We start from the raw sequence: 16,693 nt of genomic DNA on the forward strand, positions 1-16,693 counted from the left end.
CGATAATAGATAAATGCTTCCTTACGCCGGTATTAACCGGTTCAAGTAATGAGGGTCGATGGAAATCCATCATCTCAGCAAAGCTCCCCTAGCAAATTATTATAAAAATATTTATTTTTCTTAGACGACTTCATTTAATGATATTTTTCCAAGTTTGTCAATAAGATTTCATACAATCTTAAATGCTCACAAATACTCAGAATCAATCACTAAAGCTTACTATATTATAGAAGCGGAATTCCATGCTCTCTTGCATAATCGGTGTAATCCTCAGCCCAAAGAGAACACTGTACTTCACCGATGTGAGCCTTTCTAAGGAAGAAAAGGCAAAGTCTTGACTGACCGATACCGCCACCTATTGTATAGGGAAGCTTCTTTTCAAGGATTGCCTTCTGGAAAGGAAGCTTAGCACGCTCAGTACATCCTGCTTTCTCAAGCTGTGTCTTTAAGGAATTCTCATCTACACGGATACCCATTGATGAAAGCTCGAGAGCTATATCAAGAACAGGGTAGTAAACAAGGATATCACCGTTGAGTGCCCAGTCATCGTAGTCCGGAGCTCTTCCGTCATGCTTCTCGCCTGATGCCAGAAGATCACCGATCTGCATGATGAAAACTGCACCCTTTTCCTTAGTGATGAGGTATTCACGCTCCTTGGCGTCTTTTCCGGGATACATATCCTCAAGCTCCTGAGAGGTGATGAAGAATATGTCGTGGGGAAGAATTTCCTCAATATAATCGTACTGGATTGACATATATTTCTCGGTTTTTCTAAGAACCTTATATATAGTGCGGACTGTTTCCTTAAGGAAGTCGAAATTGCGGTCTTCCTTGCTGATAGCTTTCTCCCAGTCCCATTGATCTACGAACACGGAGTGGATATTATCCGGAATCTCATCCCTTCTTATGGCGTTCATATCTGTGTAGAGACCTTCTCCAACCTTGAAACCATATTTTTTAAGAGCGTAACGTTTCCACTTAGCAAGAGAGTGTACAATTTCTGCCTCTCGCTCGTCCTCTTCCCTGATATCAAAGGCAACGGGACGCTCAACACCATTAAGATTGTCATTAAGACCTGACTCGGGTGCCACAAATAAAGGGGCAGTAACACGAAGAAGATTTAAATTCTCAGAAAGTGTATTCTGAAAAAAGTCTTTAACTGTTTTGATGCCGACCTGTGTGTCGTGGAGGTTTAATGCTGACGTATAATCCTTAGGAATAATTAGATTTTCCATTACCATGCTCCTCTCTGAACAATTCATTTATGTAAAGTATTAAAGCGCGTTTTCATCCATCATGCAAGAAAAAAATGATATTAATCACATTTATTGTAGAAACATTGAAAAAAAAATATTAATTTTTTCATAGTTAATTTGGAATTAATTTTCATTTCGAAGCCCGAAATCATGCGGACTTAATCGTTTTAAGAAAATCTTAAGAAATTCATAAGAAAACCTACAATATTTTTTCAGGATTTTGGGATATAATCAGTCAGGTAAGGAGATTTAAAAGCTATGGAAATTAAGAAAATTATCAAATTAACACCGAATCAGGTAAAGGATTTTGTTAACGCTGCAACTAAATGTGATTTTGATGTAGATGTGTCTTACAATCGTTTCACTGTTGATGCTAAGTCAATTCTTGGTGTGTTTGGACTTAACTTCGATTGCCCGCTTACAGTAAGATATCGTGGCTTCAACCAGGACTTCGAAACATATCTCAGTGAACATGCAGTTGCTTGCTAATAATTAAAATAATAATTATCTGATATACGGGCTCCCCATGATATACTATCTTGGGGAGTATTTTTTTAGCATAATCACTTGATGAAACGAAGTTGAATCTAGTGAGTATGCTAGTTCTGGCGAGCAAAGCGAGCACAGAACTTCCTTAGTATGATGACATATTTGGGATATTTATGAAGAATATTAAAATTTCAGTCAGAACTCTGGTTGAGTTTTTACTCAGATCAGGCAATATAGATAACAGAATACATCATGCTCCGGATACCGCTATGCTGGAGGGCGGCAGAATACACCGCAAGATCCAGAAGAGGATGGGGGCAGAATATCAGGCGGAGGTCCCGCTTAGTTTCACATATACATCTGAAAACTACATATTGACCATAGACGGTAGAGCTGATGGTGTTATGGAGAGGAAGGACAAGCCTCTTCTTATAGATGAGATCAAGGGTACATATCGTGAGCTCAAGAACATCAAGGAGGCTGACCAGGTTCATCTGGCCCAGGCCAGGTGTTATGCTGCCATAATCACAAGGCAGAAGGATCTTGAAAAGGTAAGCGTCAGGATAACCTACTGCAATATCGATTCTGAGGAGATAAAGACCTTTGAGGAGGACTTTACCAGGGAGGAGATATGCAAGTGGTTTGATGATCTTTTGGGAATGTATCATCGCTGGGCGGAGTACCTTGCCACCTGGGATGACATTCGTATGAGCTCCATCCATGCCATGAACTTTCCATTTCCGTACCGTGAGGGTCAAAAGGAGCTGGCAGCAGGCGTCTATAGGACTATTTATCATGGAAAGAAGCTTTTTATGGAGGCTCCCACCGGCACAGGTAAGACTATAAGTACGATTTTTCCTGCTATAAAGGCAATCGGTGAAGAAAAGGCGGAAAGGATTTTTTATCTTACTGCCAAGACCATAACCAGAACCGTGGCAGAGGATACTTTTGAAATCCTGAGAAAAGAGCAGGGTCTTAAGTTCAAAACAGTTACATTGACCGCTAAAGACAAAATCTGTTTTCTTGATAAGGCTGACTGCAATCCCGTGGCCTGCCCTTATGCGGAAGGGCACATGGACAGGATAAACGACTGCATGTACGACCTTCTTATGAATTCGGACAGCTTTGACAGGGATGCGATCATAAGCTATGCGGAGAAGCACAGAGTATGCCCCTTTGAGCTGTCTCTTGATATGAGTCTTTTTGCAGATGCTGTAATCTGTGATTATAACTATGTTTTTGATCCCTTTATATATCTGAAAAGATTCTTTGCAGGCGGAAGCACCGGAGACAATATATTCCTTATAGATGAGGCGCATAACCTCTTAGACAGAGGACGCGATATGTACAGCGCAGAGCTGGTACTGGAGATGCTTCTTGGCTTTGAGTCGATCATATCCAGTGCCCATCCCAGAATTGCAGGGATAGTGAGAAGTCTTGCAGATGAGATGGAAAAGCTCATGGGAGAAGAGGGTGAAGCAGAGGTTCTTGATGATATCAGCCCTATAATGCAGAGGCTGAACCTGCTTCAGTCGGTTATTTCCAAGTGGCTTGAGGAGCACGCTGAGGGAATGTACCGCGACGATATTCTGGATTTTTACTTTGAGATAACTAGATTTTCGAATATATATGAACTTATTAACGATAAATATGTGATATTTGCAGAAAATGATGCGGAGAATGGCTTTAGAATAAAGCTTCTCTGTGCAGATCCTTCTGATAATCTTGCCAATTGTATGGAGAGGGCCAAGTCAACAATCCTGTTTTCAGCCACATTACTACCTATTCAGTACTACAAGAGACTTCTTGGCGGTAAAGCTGAGGACTATGAGATATACGCTCATTCTGTATTTGACAGCAAAAGATGTGGAAGACTGGTTGCTTCGGATGTTACCAGTAAGTACACAAGACGCGGAGAGGACGAATACCGCCGGATCGCCACATATATAGACGCTATTGTGAGAGCAAGGAGCGGAAATTATCTTATTTTCTTCCCCTCCAGGGCCTTCATGGATGAAGTCGGTTATATATATGAGCAGGAATTCTATGATGAGAGCACCACAGAGATACTTGTTCAGAATGAGTCCATGTCCGAGGACGAGAGAGAGGAGTTCCTTGGCAGATTTACTGCAGGTAATGATATAGACCTTGCAAGTGTCATCAACATGGATATTGATATCGAACCCTCTAAAAGTGTTCTTGGCTTTTGTGTGATGGGCGGAATATTCAGCGAGGGTATCGACTTAAAGAATGACAGTCTTATTGGAGTCATTATAGTAGGAACAGGTATCCCTCTTGTGTGCAATGAAAGGGAAATAATAAAGGATTTCTTCGAACTGAACGGAGAGGATGGCTTTGACTACGCCTACAGGTATCCGGGAATGAATAAAGTCCTGCAGGCAGCAGGTCGTGTTATAAGAAGTGAGAAAGATTTTGGAATAGTTGCACTATTGGATGAACGCTTCCTTCAGAAATCATATTACGAACTCTTTCCACGAGAATGGAAGGGAATTATAAGAACATCGACCGGTAGAGTCAAAAATGACGTAAACGCGCTCTGGAAGCGGATTGATGATTGTGGATAAGTGAAAACTATCATAATAAAAACGGTGTTTTACACATGAAAATCGGATATAGTTAACATAATAATACACATACTATACATTATGTTAACCTAACACTTTTTTAAACAATTCGAATTATTGGAAAAATAATAGCGATATCTAGACAATTCAAGGTGGTCTAACAAGGAAAATGACACATGTGTACATGTGGATAACTCTGTGGAAATTGGGGATATTCCGAAAACGGTACTTTCGAAATGCGCATAAAAAGGCAATATCTGAAGGTTTACGATATTAATCCACAGATAATCGAAATTTCAAAACGATACTATCACGGTCAATAAAACTATGTTAACTACACGGATATATGACACGTGTGTCAGACAATTATTTTTATTCCAGTAACTGTCTGCAAAACCTTCATTAAAAGGCTCATTAGATTGACAAGAACACAGGGTTTGAAATATCATAGGTTAATATATGTAATTATAAATGAGGATATTGTTTATGAGAAAAGAATTAGCAAAGACATATGATCCCAAAGGAATTGAGGATCGACTTTATAAGAAATGGGAAGATAATAAGTATTTTCATGCTGAAGTGGATGAGACAAAGAAACCATTCACTATTGTAATTCCCCCTCCGAATATTACCGGTAAGCTTCACATGGGACATGCTCTTGATAACACAATGCAGGATATTCTTATCCGTTACAAGAGAATGCAGGGCTACAATGCACTTTGGCAGCCCGGTACAGACCATGCTTCAATCGCTACTGAGGTTAAGATCATCGACACTCTTAAGGCAGAGGGTATAGATAAGAGAGATCTCGGAAGAGAGAAATTCTTAGAGCGTGCCTGGGAGTGGAAAAAGGAATACGGTGGAACAATCATTTCCCAGCTTAAAAAGATGGGATCTTCATGTGATTGGGACAGAGAGCGCTTCACAATGGATGACGGCTGTAACGAAGCAGTTACAGAGGTCTTCTGTAAGATGCACGAAAAAGGCTACATATATAAAGGAAACAGAATTGTAAACTGGTGTCCTGTATGTAAGACTTCTATTTCTGATGCAGAGGTTGAGTACGAGGAGCAGGCTGGTCATCTTTGGCATATTAAATATCCTCTGATCGATGAAGACGGAACAGTAAGTAAGACAGAATTCATTGAGTTTGCTACAACACGTCCTGAGACAATGCTTGGTGATACAGCTGTTGCAGTTAATCCCGATGATGACAGATATAAGAGCTTCAAGGGTAAGAAGGTTCTTCTTCCTATAGTAAATAGAGAGCTTCCTATCGTTGAAGACAATTATGTGGATATGGAATTCGGTACCGGTGTAGTTAAGATCACTCCCGGCCATGACCCGAATGACTTTGAGGTTGGTAAGAGACACAATCTTGAAGAAATCAACATCCTTAACGACGACGCTACCATCAATGCCAACGGTGGCAAGTTCGAAGGTATGGATCGCTACGAAGCAAGAGAAGCCATCGTTAAAGAGCTTGATGAGATGGGTCTTCTTGTTGAGATAGAAGATTATTCTCATAATGTAGGTACTCATGACCGTTGCCATACAACAGTTGAGCCTATGATCAAGGCTCAGTGGTTTGTAAAAATGGATGAGCTTATCAAGCCTGCTGTTAAGGCAGTAAAGGAAGGCGAGATCAAGCTGATTCCTCCGAGAATGGAGAAGACCTACTTTAACTGGACAGATAATATCCGTGACTGGTGTATTTCCAGACAGCTTTGGTGGGGACACAGAATTCCTGCTTATTACTGTGATAAGTGCGGAGAGGTAGTTGTTTCCAAGGAAGCTCCTACAGTATGTCCTAAGTGTGGTGAGACTCACTTCACACAGGATCCTGATACACTGGATACTTGGTTCTCATCAGCACTCTGGCCCTTCGAGACACTTGGATGGCCTCATGACACCAGGGAGCTCAAGTACTTCTTCCCTACAGACGTACTTGTAACCGGATATGACATTATCTTCTTCTGGGTAATCAGAATGATCTTCTCAAGCTATGAGCAGATGGGAACATATCCTTTCCACACAGTTCTTTTCCATGGACTGGTAAGAGATTCTCAGGGAAGAAAGATGAGTAAATCTCTTGGAAACGGTATTGATCCTCTTGATATCATTGAGAATTATGGTGCAGATGCACTCAGACTTACTCTTATCACAGGTAACGCACCTGGAAATGATATGCGTTTCTACAACGAGAGAGTAGAGAACAGCCGTAACTTTGCCAATAAGGTATGGAATGCTTCACGTTTCATCATGATGAACATGGGTGAAAACGAGAAGAGCGCAATCAACCAGCCTGCTCCTGCAGGACTTGAGCCTGTTGATAAGTGGATTCTTTCAAGACTTAATAACACTATACGTGAAGTAACCGAGAACATGGATAAATACGAGCTCGGTATCGCAGTTCAGAAGGTTTATGACTTCATCTGGGATGAGTTCTGTGACTGGTACATCGAGATGGTTAAGCCCCGTCTTTATAACTCAGACGACGAGACCTCTCATAAGGCAGTTCTTTGGACACTTCAGACTGTACTTATTAATGCACTTAAGCTCCTTCATCCGTACATGCCTTTTGTTACAGAGGAAATATTCTGCACACTTCAGGACGAAGAGGAGTCCATCATGATCTCCACATGGCCTGAGTACAAGGATGAGTGGAATTATGCCGCTGATGAGAAGGCAATCGAGACCATCAAGGAAGGAGTAAGAGGAATCCGTAACATCCGTACACAGATGAACGTTGCTCCTTCCCGCAAGGCTCTTGTTTATGTCGTTTCAGATAAGGAAGAAGTACTTGATATTTTCCGCACAGGTAAGCTGTTCTTTGAGACACTTGCCAGTGCTTCTGAGTCTGTTTGCCAGAATGATAAGTCCGGCATTGCAGACGATGCAGTATCTGTAGTTCTTGCAGAAGCTACTATATATATTCCTTTCTCAGATCTCGTTGATATTTCAGCTGAGATTGAGAGACTTGAAAAGGAGAAGAAGCGTCTCGAGGGCGAGCTCAAGAGATCACAGAGCATGCTTTCAAATGAGCGTTTCCTTTCAAAGGCTCCGGCTGAGAAGATTGAGGAAGAAAAAGAGAAGCAGAAGAAGTACGAGCAGACCTATGCACAGGTTGCAGAAAGACTTGCGCAGCTGAAAAAGTGACGATAGAGCTATGAGTGAAGATTTTACAAAATATGCATCCGACATGCTTGAGCGTCTGGACAGAGGTGAGAGACTTGGCTTCTATGAATGTGATCGCTTTGTAGATCAGATTCCTGCTTTTACAGAGAAGCATTCCGTCGAGGATACACGCAAATTCCTTGAATATCTTGGAAGCCCTGACAGAAAGATGCATATTATTCATGTGGCCGGAACAAACGGCAAGGGATCGGTATGTAATTACCTCTCCGAGATATTGAGACAGGCAGGCTTCAAGGTTGGAATGTTCACCTCACCGCATCTGGTGAAGGTGACTGAAAGATTCTGCATTAATGGAATTCCAATCGATGATTCCATGTTCTGCGAGAGTTTTGGGGACCTTATAAGAAAAATCAGGGATTATGAAGTAGATAATTATTTCCCTACATATTTTGAATTCCTGTTTTTTATGGCTATGCTTCTCTATGGAAAGTATCCTGTGGATTACCTTGTCCTCGAGACTGGCCTCGGTGGAAGACTTGACGCCACTAACAGCGTTCATGAGCCGGTACTTGATGTAATAACAGAGATTGGCCTTGATCACATGCAGTATTTAGGGAATACGATTTCCGAGATTGCAGGTGAAAAGGCTGGAATCATCCGTGAAAACACACCTGTTGTTGTTTACAACAGGCGTGGCATTAGTACGGATGTCATAGAAAAAAGAGCTGAAGAGCTTTCAGCGAAGGTATACAGAGTTGAACCTGAATTTGTCACTGAGATAAATACTGCTCCGGACGATGCAGGGAATATTTGCATTGATTTTTCCTATGAATCTCAGTATGATAAATACTGCGGTCTGCGTTTGCAGTCTGTCGCAAAATTTCAGACAGAAAATGCCGCTATTGCGATAATGTGCGCAAGGGCTCTCAGAGATATGGGAGTCAATATAACCGACGACGACATAAGCTTTGGCCTTAGAAAGGCTAAATGGGGCGGAAGAATGGAGCTTATTCTTCCGGGAATTTATGTTGACGGTGCGCATAATGTGGATGGTATGGAAGCCTTTCTTGACTGTGCCGGGAATGTTCCCTGTGATAAGAACAGAATCCTTCTGTTCGGAGCAGTTGCGGATAAGCAGTATCATCTTATGATCAGACAGATTCTCGAGAGCAGACTGTTCAACAGAATTTGTGTTTCTGTCCTTGAGACAGGAAGATCAGTATCAGAGTCTCAGCTGCGTGCAGCCTTTGAGACAGAAATGAGACATTTTAAGGATAAACCTGATATCAGATTCTCATATTACACAAGCGTCAGAGATGCACTTATGGATATCATCACTGACAGAGGAGCCGGAGATGTAGTATTTGCAGCCGGTTCGCTGTACCTGGTTGGGCAGGTTAGAGAATCACTGGGGATAATGCCCGGTAACTGATAAATCGTAGTTTCTTATGAGTTTTTTGGAGCTTTACAATGATCAATTTTGAAAATGAACTTAAGAAGTTTCGTCCCAGCCTCGAGATAGAGGACGCTGAGGAAATTATCTACAATCAGGATCTGGATGATATGGCTGATGTACTCGTTGGCTTGTTCAAGGATGCTAAGGCTGAGGAGATGGGCCGCCAGACTCGTCCACGCCAGTAAATTAGTGATAGTCCAAAATTCCAAACCGATTAGGTAAAATAGAGAGGGCGAACTTCAAATTATGAAATGTTATCAATGTGGGGCAGAGCTCACTGAGCGCGAATACTGTCCGAATTGTGGTGCTGCGGTTAAGGTATATAAACGAATCATTTCGCTTTCCAACCGTTATTACAATGAAGGGTTGGAGCGCGCTGAGGTCAGAGACCTTTCGGGAGCTATAGAATCACTGCACCAGAGTTTGAAACTTAATAAAAGCAATATTCAGGCCAGAAACCTTTTAGGACTGGTCTATTATGAATGTGGAGAAGTAGTTGCTGCACTGAGTGAATGGGTTATCAGTAAGAACCTTAAGCCTGAGGAGAATGCAGCAGATGACTATATGGACTTAGTCAGAAACGATCCTTCACGTCTTGAGACCTTCAATCAGACAATCAAAAAGTTCAACATCGCACTTAATCACTGCCATCAGGACAGACTTGATATGGCTGTGATTCAGCTTAAGAAGGTTTTATCAATGAACCCCGGATTTATCAGAGCTCATCTTTTGCTTGCGCTTTTATACCTTAATAATGGTAATTATGCCAAGGCTAAGACAGAAGCCCAGAAGAGCCTTAAGCTTGACACGGGTAATGTAATGGCTCAGAGATATCTTAAGGAAGCTGAAGCAATGATGCTTCCCCAGGATGTTAAGTCCAGCGATGAGAAGGTTAAGAAGCAGAACGATGTAGTTAGATACACAAGCGGAAATGAGACAATCATTCAGCCTGTGAGAACAAATATGTTTACAAGAAGCGGCTCAATATGGGGCATAGTTCTTGGAGTTGCCCTCGGAATTGCCGCCGCTTATTATCTGATATTACCTGCCAGAATTCAGTCAATGAATGCAAGTTTCAGAGAGCAGATTGCTTCCATAAGCGAGGAGTCAGACTCCAAATCTGCCAAGATGGGTGAATATGAGCAGCAGATAGCTTCACTCAATACAGAACTTGAGACTCTCAGAGAAGAGATGAGTTCATACCAGGAGAGTGACAGCTCAGGCTCAGCAGCCAATGATCTTATGGCCGCTGTTTCAATCTATCTTAATAATTCTGAAGATATAGATGCAGTGCAGGAAAAAATGGATCCCATCGACCTCAATAACATGGAGGGAGAGGCATCCGCACAGTTTACAGAGCTTTACAATTCATTTATGACGCTTGTAGGTAGCGAGCTCTCCAAGAGAAGCTACGCAACCGGATTTGATGCTTATCGCAGCCAGGAATATGATGTTGCGATAAGAGCATTGTCCAAGGCATTTCAGTATGATAACACCAATGTTGACGCACTCTATAATTTAGGGAATGCCTACTACGAAAGCGGTGACACTGACAACGCCAAGGTTATTTACGACCAGGTTGTGAATAATTTCTCGGATACTATTAGCGCAAGCTCAGCCGAGACAAAATTAGCAGAGATTAATAATGCCTCAAATTAACCCAAATATGACAAATTTTTCGGATTTATCTTTTATATTTAGATTTCTTCCGATATTCCTTATTGCATATTATGTATTGCCATCAAGGCTGCGCCCTTTGATCCTTTTTGCGGGCAGCCTTGCATTTTATGCTTTCGGGGACCCGAAAAGCATGGGCATTTTTGTAGTTGCAGTTGTGGTTAATCTCGTTCTTTCATATAGATGTCAGGCACACAGTAAACCGGCTCTCATTTTTATCGTATTAGCTGATGTGGCTCTGCTTCTATCCTTCAAGTTCCTTTCAGGCTATGGGAAAGTCCCGGGCCTTCCGCTTGGAATCAGCTTCTTTACATTTAAAATGGTGAGCTATCAGGCTGACCTCTACAAAGGAAAAATTGCAAAATGCCCGGGAGTAGTTGCCGTGGCAGCTTATTTTTCAATGTTTCCGCAGTTAATGTCAGGCCCTATAATGCGTTATTCGGATTTTGAAAAGAACAAAATCCTCTCCGGAATAGAAGACAGATTTCTTATTTTTAAGGACAGATTACAGATTTACCTCAACAGACTTGAGGAGGGACTTGTGTTCTTCACTCTGGGCTTTGCCATGAAGGCCCTTATTGCTGATTACCTTGCGGCTATGTGGAATGAGATCGGAACAATCGGCTATGAGAGTATCTCAACACCTCTTGCATGGGCAGGAGTTATTTGTTATTCCCTTAACCTTTATTTTGATTTCTGGGGATATTCACTTATGGCAGCCGGAGTAGGCGTGATGCTGGGATTTCCTTTTGTGAAGAACTTCGATCATCCCTATTCATCCAAGACAGTTGGAGAATTCTATCGTAGATGGCACATGACCCTTGGCTCATGGTTCCGCGACTATGTTTATTTCCCCATGGGAGGAAGTCGTGAAGGAAAAGGGAAGACCATCAGAAATCTTTGTATCGTATGGGCACTTACAGGCTTATGGCACGGTGTGACTCTGAATTTCATCGTGTGGGCCGGTGTTTTGCTCTTTATGATAATCATGGAGAAGTTTGTGTGGTCATCCAATCCCAAGCTTCTTAGTATCATTGGAAGAATCCATGTCCTTGTATGTATACCTGTCACATGGGTTATTTTTGCACTTCCCGGCAGAGAGGATCTGTTTAACTATATGGGAAGACTTTTCCCCGTGGCAGGAGCCGGAATCGCGGTTAATCCCGGAGACTTTGGCAAACTGTTATCAACCTATTGGGGATTTCTTTTAGCCGGACTGATACTCCTTTTACCCGGAGTATATTCCTATTTTGCAAGACACAGAAAGGACTGGCCGGTAAGAGTACTGATGCTCATACTGTTCTGGATATGTGCAGCCATAGTATCAACCAAGGCTGGAAATCCGTTTATGTATGTTAACTTTTAATCTTTTATAAAGGCAGAGTATGAAAACATTTTTTCAGCATATTTTGTCCATGGGTATTCTTGTAGTAGCGCTGCTTCTTACTGTGGATTCCGCACTTGGGCAAAAGAGCGCGTATGAAGAAATTGAATATGACTCTTTGGATGCACCGATTATGTCGCTGACTCTCCGCCATGTAATGGAGGGTGGGCAGCCTTATCTTATAGAACTTTTGCGCAAAAATATATTCGGAGCCGGAGAAGAAGCTACGGATATTTCCGAGGGTGAAAATGAAGTAATAACACCTGAAAATGAGCCTGCAGGAGAACCTGAAAATGTAGAGCAGCCTGATGCTACTCAGCCAAATGAGGAAGTATCTGATGGCAATTCCGACGAGGTATCTTCAGGTGATGCCTTTGGAGAAGTATCCGATGGTAACGCTGAGGTGTCCGGAGGAGATTCTGCAGAGACCTTCGAAGAAGCAGTAAGTGACGGCGTTGCAGCTGAACCTGAGCCTGAAAATGATAACTATGTTATGACAGCCGTTCCGGATACATACTTTGATGATGCTCTTTTCATAGGTGATTCCAGAACCGTGGGATTATCAGAGTACTGTGAGGAGCTTAAGGGGCATGCGACCTTCTATGCAAAGGTGTCCTTGACAATTTATGGATTTAACAAGAAGGAATTCGTGGTTGTTCCGATAAGGACTGAGGAGGGCGTAGAGGTTCCTGAGGATCAGCTTCCGAAGGAGAAGGTTACAATCGAGGAAGCCCTTACAAGAAAGCAGTTTGCCAAGATTTATATAATGCTTGGACTTAACGAGCTTGGAAGCGGTACGGCAGAGAGCTTTACTAACAGCTACGGTGAGGTTGTAAACCGTATCAGAGAGCTTCAGCCGGATGCTATCATTATAATTCAGGGAATTATGCATGTTACGCATTCCAAGAGCAGCAATGACAGAGTGTTCAAGAACTCCACGATAAATGACAGAAATGCGATGCTTCAGACTCTGGCAGACGGAGAGCATGTCTTCTATGTTGATATGAATGAAGCAACAGATGATGAGAACGGAGCTCTGGGACATGATTTATCATTTGATAATGTTCATTTGAAGGCGAAGTCCTACTCCTTATGGTATGATTATTTGAAGAACCATGCCTTTGTAAAGGAGAAGGATCTTGAGCAGACACAACAGCTTTTGCAGCAGGAAATTGACAGCAGAGCTGCTGAAAATCCGGAGAATCCGGAGTAAGGAAGGGTTGATTATGGTCAGAGAAATGGTTTTTAAAATGGAGCGCCCGGGACTTCTTAAGGAGGGCGATGAGATCACAGTTACTGAGGGTGAGCTTCCCAGTAACGTGTACTATACGATAGATCCGTCACTTGCGATGTCAGCGAACTTTCCCTTCAGAGAGAGGATGAGCGAGCGCAAGGGTGTGGTACTCAAGGTTGAAGAAAACGACCGCGGATTCTATGTTACAGCCGCGTTCGATTCTGATAAGCAATAAATATTAAGGAGGAATGAAAAAATGCAGTATGTATCAACAGACAAGGCTCCTGCAGCAATAGGACCTTACTCACAGGCAATCAAAGCAGGGGATTTTCTTTATGCTTCAGGACAGATCCCGATCAATCCCGCAACAGGTAACATCGAGGGTAGCGATATCAAGGAACAGGCAGACCTGGTTTGCCGCAATATAGGCGAGATTCTCAAGGCTGCAGAGACAGATTTTGATCACGTAGTTAAGACTACATGCTTCCTTGCTGAGATGTCAGATTTCGCAGAATTCAATGGTGTATATGAGAAGTACTTCACAAGCAAGCCTGCTCGCAGCTGCGTGGCAGTAAAGAAGCTTCCCAAGGACGTTCTTTGCGAAGTTGAGATTATAGCATATTTAAAATAAAAATATCTGATTGAGGGATGAAAAATGGCGGTATATAGGAAAAAATCAGCCGCTTTGATAGTGATGTTGGGAACACTGCTGGTAGGTAGTGGTTGTGGAAGTATGTCCGGTCATAAAAACGTTGACCTGGGACTTGCACATATTGATAGTCATGAATATGAGGAGGCACAGACCTGCTTCGAAGCTGCCGAAAAGGCAGGAGAGAGCGACAGACTCCTCTACAGAGCAAGGGGAATCCTCAACAGGAATCTCGGTCAGTACGACGAGGCTGTGGATGATTTCCTTAAGTCTCTGGCTGCGACTAGCGGAATTCCCGGAGACATGGATTTTGACACCAACTACTATCTGGCTGACACATATATGAAGCTTGAAAAATATGATGAGGCTGAGGAAGTATACGATGCGATTCTTGCCCTTAGAAAAAAGGACAAGGACGCTTATTATATGCGTGGTCTGACCAAGCTCTATGGCTCTGATCATGATGGAGCCACAGCCGATTTTAATAAGGCAATGGCTCTTTCAGCAAGGGATTATGACCTGAGAATAATGATCTACAAGGCATTATCAGCCTGTGGATTTGAGGACGAGGGAAAAGAGATTCTTGAGGCCTGCCTCAATAACACTGATCCTAACATGACCAATTATGAAAAGGGGCAGATATCATATTATCTTGGCAATAATGCGGACGCACAGAGCTATCTTGAGCTTGCAAGAAATGACAGAGATGCTGAGAAAGCCCCTGTTGTTCTGCTCTTAGGACAGACCGGAGAAAAGCAGGGAGATTACAATTATGCCATTAGTGTTTACAAGACATTCCTGGCAGAGGATGCAGACCATCCGGATATTTACAATCAGCTTGGTCTGTGTCAGTTAAATATGGGGGACTATGACGGCGCTGTTAATTCCTTCGAGGCAGGACTTGCCCTTGGAAACAGTGACTACAGCAGAGCACTTCTCTTAAATGAGATAACTGCCTACGAGCACGCAGGCAATTTTGCTCAGGCTAAAACTTTAATGGAAAAATACAGGAAGGCGTATCCGGATGATGCGGATGCGGAAAGGGAAGAGATATTCCTTTCTACAAGGTAAGAGGTATTGGGTAATAATCGTTACAGAAAACTTGATAGCAGTTACTATATAAAGCACAGCAGACCAAGAAGGAGAAGGTCCAGGCTGCCAATCATCATTGGTGTTTGCGCAGCGCTTGTATTGGTAACTGTTATTGCAGTGATATTTTTGATCTTGCATAAAAAGAATGATACAGAAAGCAGCGTGGCTGAAGCATCGACCACTGAGGAGGTAGCACCTGTAGAAGAAGTACAGGTACAAGAGCCTGAGCCGGAACCGGAGCCCGAGCCGGAGGTTGAGGTAGATACCCGTTCTCCCGAGGTTCAGAGCTTCGCCATGGGATACACTGTAGAGAGCACAAGCTCTACTGCAGAGATCGTAAGTGAAGATGTTATAAGTGAAAATGCAATACTCATTGATGTGGATAAGGCTGAGGTAGTTGCGAAAAAGGCTGCAGATGTGAGAATCTCACCTGCATCAATGACCAAGATCCTTACAGTTCTTGTTGCTGCAGAGCATGTTGAGAATCTTGATGACACCTTCACCATAACAAGAGACATAACAGATTATTCATTTTCAAATGAATGCAGTATTGTAGGCTTTGAGGTTGGTGAGACAGTAACCGTTAGGGACCTCATGTACGGAACAATCCTTCCCTCAGGTGCAGATGCAGGAATAGCCCTTGCAACCTACGTTGCAGGCTCACACGAAGCGTTCGTGGACCTCATGAATCAGAAGCTCGAGGAGCTTGGCCTTTCCGATACAGCTCATTTCACAAACTGTGTGGGAATCTATGATGAGGATCATTACTGCACACTTACTGACATGGCTATGATCCTGAAGGCAGCAGTTGAGAATGACCTTGCAAGAGAGGTGCTTTCAGCGCACAAGTACACCACAAGTGCTACTGCCGAGCATCCCGAAGGAATAACAATCTCCAACTGGTTCCTCAGAAGAATAGAGGATAAGGAGACAAATGGAACAGTACTGTGTGCCAAGACCGGATTCGTTAATCAGTCCGGATGCTGTGCAGCAAGCTATTCCATCTCAAACAGTGGTGGACATTATATCTGCGTATCTGCAAACGCATGGAGCTCATGGCGCTGCATATACGACCAGGTTGATATTTATAAAACATACCTGAATTAAAAAATATCCCCGGAATATGTATATTTGGAGGTAATCACCAAATACATATATCCCGGGGATTGTTTTACTCAAGATTTCCGTCGTCTTCCAGATCATCGTTAAATCCGATGTTCTGCATATTCACGGTTCTGCGGCGAAGACGTGCTCGCTCAGATTCCTGATTGATGAAATCCTTTATTTCTCTTCCGTGCTTGATGTTTTTCATGACGATTGTCTTATCAGTTACATCTGAGGTGAAGAGAGTGATTGTTGAAAGACCTGCCATTCTCTGTAAAAGTGAGCGTGAGAGCTCAACGTCAGATATCTTATACATGAAGCAGTCATCCTCTTTGACACTCAGGAATCCTGAGATGATTGTCATCTCATTTTCATAGATCTCGTAGCGCTTGAAGGGCCACGGGATACCGAATAACAGGAGTCTTCCGTATTCCTTGTACTGAAGAGTACCCTTTGCTGTAAGAGAAGCTTCGTTCTGTGTAGGATTTGCGATTTTTGCCATTAGTAATTTACCCCATTTTTCTATGTGCACTCGCACATTATATTCATTGTGATACAATAATATTAGTACCATTGTATCATAATATAGTTTTTTGGGGGACGATTAGAAGTCAGGTTAACTATATAGA

The 16,693-nt window shown here is 42.6% G+C and carries 14 protein-coding genes and 1 riboswitch; of the genes, 12 read left to right on the forward strand and 2 right to left on the reverse strand.

Annotated elements, in window-relative coordinates; all coding sequences use genetic code 11:
* Position 1: 1 nt before the first annotated feature.
* A riboswitch (TPP riboswitch) is annotated at positions 2-100 on the reverse strand.
* Between the two features lie 124 nt (positions 101-224).
* Positions 225-1,235 (reverse strand): aspartate--ammonia ligase, encoded by a 1,011-nt coding sequence (gene asnA, locus G601_RS0109030; protein ID WP_026665139.1) that lies wholly within the window; start codon positions 1,233-1,235, stop codon positions 225-227.
* Between the two features lie 279 nt (positions 1,236-1,514).
* On the opposite strand from asnA, the gene G601_RS0109035 reads away from it, so the two are divergent.
* The 12 genes from G601_RS0109035 (at position 1,515) to G601_RS0109090 (ending at position 16,067) form a co-directional block, all read left to right on the forward strand.
* Positions 1,515-1,745, forward strand: a complete 231-nt coding sequence (locus G601_RS0109035; protein ID WP_026491920.1) for an HPr family phosphocarrier protein — start codon at positions 1,515-1,517, stop codon at positions 1,743-1,745.
* 173 nt (positions 1,746-1,918) lie between these two features.
* Positions 1,919-4,330 (forward strand): ATP-dependent DNA helicase, encoded by a 2,412-nt coding sequence (locus G601_RS0109040; protein ID WP_026665140.1) that lies wholly within the window; start codon positions 1,919-1,921, stop codon positions 4,328-4,330.
* A gap of 486 nt (positions 4,331-4,816) precedes the next feature.
* Positions 4,817-7,489: a valine--tRNA ligase gene (locus G601_RS0109045; protein ID WP_026665141.1), complete on the forward strand. Its 2,673-nt coding sequence runs from the start codon at positions 4,817-4,819 to the stop codon at positions 7,487-7,489.
* A 10-nt stretch (positions 7,490-7,499) separates the two neighbouring features.
* The gene (locus G601_RS0109050; RefSeq protein ID WP_051205700.1) at positions 7,500-8,900 is read left to right on the forward strand and encodes a bifunctional folylpolyglutamate synthase/dihydrofolate synthase; all 1,401 of its coding nucleotides are present in this window, start codon (positions 7,500-7,502) and stop codon (positions 8,898-8,900) included.
* Positions 8,901-8,938: 38 nt separating this feature from the next.
* Entirely contained in the window at positions 8,939-9,109 is a 171-nt protein-coding gene (locus tag G601_RS26450) for a hypothetical protein (RefSeq protein WP_035786222.1), read from the forward strand.
* Positions 9,110-9,170: 61 nt separating this feature from the next.
* On the forward strand, positions 9,171-10,583 hold the full coding sequence (locus tag G601_RS0109060) for a tetratricopeptide repeat protein (protein WP_026491924.1): 1,413 nt from the start codon (positions 9,171-9,173) through the stop codon (positions 10,581-10,583).
* Between the two features lie 151 nt (positions 10,584-10,734).
* Positions 10,735-11,967, forward strand: coding sequence for an MBOAT family O-acyltransferase (locus G601_RS0109065; RefSeq protein ID WP_242834399.1), 1,233 nt, complete (start codon positions 10,735-10,737; stop codon positions 11,965-11,967).
* Between the two features lie 19 nt (positions 11,968-11,986).
* Positions 11,987-13,198, forward strand: coding sequence for a GDSL-type esterase/lipase family protein (locus tag G601_RS24940; RefSeq protein ID WP_051205702.1), 1,212 nt, complete (start codon positions 11,987-11,989; stop codon positions 13,196-13,198).
* A gap of 13 nt (positions 13,199-13,211) precedes the next feature.
* Positions 13,212-13,454, forward strand: coding sequence for a hypothetical protein (locus G601_RS0109075; RefSeq protein ID WP_026665144.1), 243 nt, complete (start codon positions 13,212-13,214; stop codon positions 13,452-13,454).
* 21 nt (positions 13,455-13,475) lie between these two features.
* Complete coding sequence (locus G601_RS0109080) at positions 13,476-13,850, forward strand: RidA family protein (RefSeq protein ID WP_026491927.1); 375 nt, start codon at positions 13,476-13,478, stop codon at positions 13,848-13,850.
* 24 nt (positions 13,851-13,874) lie between these two features.
* Positions 13,875-14,939: a tetratricopeptide repeat protein gene (locus tag G601_RS0109085; RefSeq protein WP_026665145.1), complete on the forward strand. Its 1,065-nt coding sequence runs from the start codon at positions 13,875-13,877 to the stop codon at positions 14,937-14,939.
* 6 nt (positions 14,940-14,945) lie between these two features.
* Positions 14,946-16,067, forward strand: coding sequence for a D-alanyl-D-alanine carboxypeptidase family protein (locus G601_RS0109090; protein ID WP_051205703.1), 1,122 nt, complete (start codon positions 14,946-14,948; stop codon positions 16,065-16,067).
* A gap of 64 nt (positions 16,068-16,131) precedes the next feature.
* Here G601_RS0109090 and G601_RS22650 read toward each other — a convergent pair whose 3' ends face one another.
* A complete protein-coding gene (locus tag G601_RS22650) occupies positions 16,132-16,566 on the reverse strand; it encodes a PH domain-containing protein (protein ID WP_035790571.1) in 435 nt (144 codons plus the stop codon).
* Between the last annotated feature and the right edge of the window lie 127 nt (positions 16,567-16,693).

The organism is Butyrivibrio sp. FC2001 (assembly GCF_000424125.1).
Classification (GTDB): Bacteria; Bacillota; Clostridia; order Lachnospirales; family Lachnospiraceae; genus Butyrivibrio.